General features: G+C 47.7%; 4 protein-coding genes. All 4 read right to left on the bottom strand.

The genetic code is table 11. From position 1 onward, the window contains the following. Window positions 1–193 precede the first annotated feature (193 nt). On the bottom strand, window positions 194–655 hold the full coding sequence (locus tag ACXAC4_RS18330; protein ID WP_475164415.1) for a hypothetical protein: 462 nt from the start codon (window positions 653–655) through the stop codon (window positions 194–196). A gap of 40 nt (window positions 656–695) precedes the next feature. Continuing rightward, window positions 696–1,364 carry a translocation/assembly module TamB domain-containing protein gene (locus ACXAC4_RS18335; protein WP_475164417.1) on the bottom strand — a complete coding sequence of 223 codons (669 nt, stop codon included), beginning with the start codon at window positions 1,362–1,364 and terminating at the stop codon, window positions 696–698. Next, window positions 1,337–2,137: a translocation/assembly module TamB domain-containing protein gene (locus tag ACXAC4_RS18340; RefSeq protein ID WP_475164421.1), complete on the bottom strand. Its 801-nt coding sequence runs from the start codon at window positions 2,135–2,137 to the stop codon at window positions 1,337–1,339. The genes ACXAC4_RS18335 and ACXAC4_RS18340 overlap by 28 nt, the downstream gene beginning before the upstream one ends. Beyond that, window positions 2,104–2,916 (bottom strand): hypothetical protein (locus ACXAC4_RS18345; RefSeq protein WP_475164419.1); only part of this gene is annotated, 813 nt, incomplete at its 5' end. The genes ACXAC4_RS18345 and ACXAC4_RS18340, both read right to left, overlap by 34 nt.

Genomic DNA, 2,916 nt, shown 5'->3' on the forward strand with positions numbered 1-2,916 from the left:
TCATTGATTTTGTATTGCTGAAGGCTGTTGCGCGATGCCGCGGGTTTTCTTATTTCCGGATATACGTTCACCTTACGGTTGCCAACAGTCCGAGTCCGCCTCAAAAAGGATGTTCCTGTCATCAAAGTAGTAATACCCCAGATTTCGAAGGTCCTCCTCAATTCGAATACGCTCATTCTGAAATTCCTCAAAATCATACCGCGCACCGGTTTCGAGCAGTGTCTCCGTTATTAAAACCATTAATTACGCGTGTAATGGCCAGTGAATCCTGACTAAACCGGTTGATCGTGTCCAGACGATACGGCGCTGTCAGGCGTGCGATATATTCAATGGAGGCCTTATGCCGCGAGCTGTCAATCTCATACGTTACATCATAATTATAGAAGCCATTCAGTTCAAGTCTGTTCCTGACCAGCTCCTCCGTCAGCACAACATCGAGCTCACTGAAATATACCGGCCGTTTACCCACCTTGTATTTCAGCCAGTGGCGAAAACCCTTTTCTTTTTCGACATCTCCTGCCAGATGGTAAAACCATACCGTTGGCCGCGTGCCCAGGAAACGCTTGTTGGGTGAGAGCTTGAAGATTTCGAGCTCATCCTTTTTTGTTTCTTTCAGATCACTCCGTGGAATATCCACCAGGGGTTTAAGTGTCACCTCGGCGCCGTCGTAATAACGCTCTCCGGGCGGCAGGAATTTATGTCCGGTACATGCCGAATGGAATATTATCACAAGGGTCAGAAACAGTAATAGTGATCCTTTCATTCAGTCTTTCGGCGATTTTTTGCAAGAGTTCCCTAAGTGAATCGTAGTCACGAACAAAAATAAATCCTCCACCGGTTCGTATAATTTCACCCTGCAGCAGATCGTCGTCGTTTGTTCCCCTGAAACCCAGCAGCCGGTCTGTTCCATCTTCGGTAATCAGATATTCAATCCTAACATCCCCTGAAAAATCAGACACATTACTCCTGTCCGCACTCTCCCCTTCCAGGTCGAAGTTTCCGGCAAACTTTACGATCAGGCGGTTATCAAAGAATTGCTTGGACAACCCCAGCTCCAGCTGTGTTCTGCCAACGTTCTCACCCTGCTGATTGTAATCCTCGTAGGAAGAAATATCAAAAGTGAGCTCCACCCCTTCTATTTTGTCTGATAACCTGTTCAGCTCGGATGAAAGGAAGCTGCTCACGCTTGATCGGGCCGTATTCGCCGCAAGGTTATCGTACCAGTTGCCCGTTGAACCAGTATCATCAAAGAACGAATTAAAAATAAGCAAACCGAATGCCTGTTTATTCAATTGTGACTTATCCTGATTCAGCTGAGCAATCCATGATTGTACCTCTATGGGTGCCGGCGACCCTTCAGACAACTCAATCTTGAACGCAATTTCAGGCTCGAAATCTCCCCGGTTAAAAGGAGCTGAACGTCAAAATCAAGCCGCTCGGTATTTTGTGAATGTACAGGCTTTGCCCGTGTCTTGTAAACAGCAGTTACATTGAGAATTGCCTCATAAATATCTCCTGTCCACAAAATAAAACTACCTTCCTGGATCTTGAAATCACGCTGAACCAGTCCGTAAAAATCCATATGGTAGGAACCATCCTTCACCTCATACCGGCCCGTAAGGGTAATATCTCCCGACGGTCGGATGCCGAGATTCAGTAGTGCATTTCCCTTCACCGTAAGTGCATCGCCGGTAATCGGATCCACAACAATTTTCAGCTCGGCCTTTTCCGGCACATTGATAACAGCATCCAGACGAACGCCACGCGCACTCTGTGAAAGTGAATCTCGGGCGGAAGCCTTCCCGAGGAAGCCCGTGTTCTTTTCATCCTTGTCAATGAAAGTCACAACATCGTTCTGTACCTGTGCTGTAATGGTACTCTCCGGGATCACATAGGTTATCTTACTATCGTCTGAGAGCGTCAGATCGAGTTTCACACTGGGCAGCAGGTTCGTTCCGGAAATGTCCAGCTCACTGGTTGCGGTTACTTTCCCGTAAATCAGGCTACTTTCCTTTTCTTCCGAATCAAGCAGCGTGAAGCTGTCGGTTACTACCTTCAGCGCAAGGTCAAACTCGTAGAAATCCTGTGTACTTACCTTCCCGTTTATTCTGGCCGACCTTCGCTGCGCATCCTCCAGTGTAAAATTGGTAAAAAGGAACTCGTTATTGTTACACGGATTTCCTGTTGATCCAGCTCAAACCGGCTGCTAAGGGCTCCCACCAGGAAGGATACCTGGTCAAACACAAGATCCCCGTTTACACTTGGATCATCAACCTTGCCGGTAACTGAAAATTCTCCGTGAACATTGCCGGTAATATCCCTTAGATTTCTGGCTGAAACAGGCTCAATCGGATCAAGTCCCAGGCGTGCTATGTCAAGCGTGGCATCAATGAATCCATCCGTCTGATAGGTTCCCGAAAACTTCACCTCGTTCCCGGCGCCCTCAATGCTGAGGTCGGCTGTGTAGGTGTCCTTTGCCGACTGTTCACTCCTGAGTTTGATATCTCCAACGGCAAAGCCACGGATTACCAGCGCATCAATATCCATGTCTGCCTCGAAGCCTGCGCCGGTACCGCTCATTCTGACATCCACATTGCCATTCAGCTTGCCGCTGAGGGTAGGCAGCGAATCCCCGGCCAGACTGGCAACTTCGCTTAATTCAAAATTATCGGTCGTCAGGATTAACAGTGAATCCCCGTTATCCCTCACGCCCGAATTCAGATTCAGTGACTGATCATCCTTCTTTAAGTCAAAATCACTCACCCACAGGTAGTTCGGTGCGATTGTTACCAGGTTTGAATCCGGCAGAAACCATTCAGCATAATTCAGCATGACACTGTCGGGATGAATCCGTAACTCAAAATTCTCAGGCATTAAGGTGCTGATGAGTTCTCGTAACAGGACGCAATTAACCTT

The sequence above is a fragment of the Pseudoalteromonas sp. AWM4_233 genome (assembly GCF_056158285.1).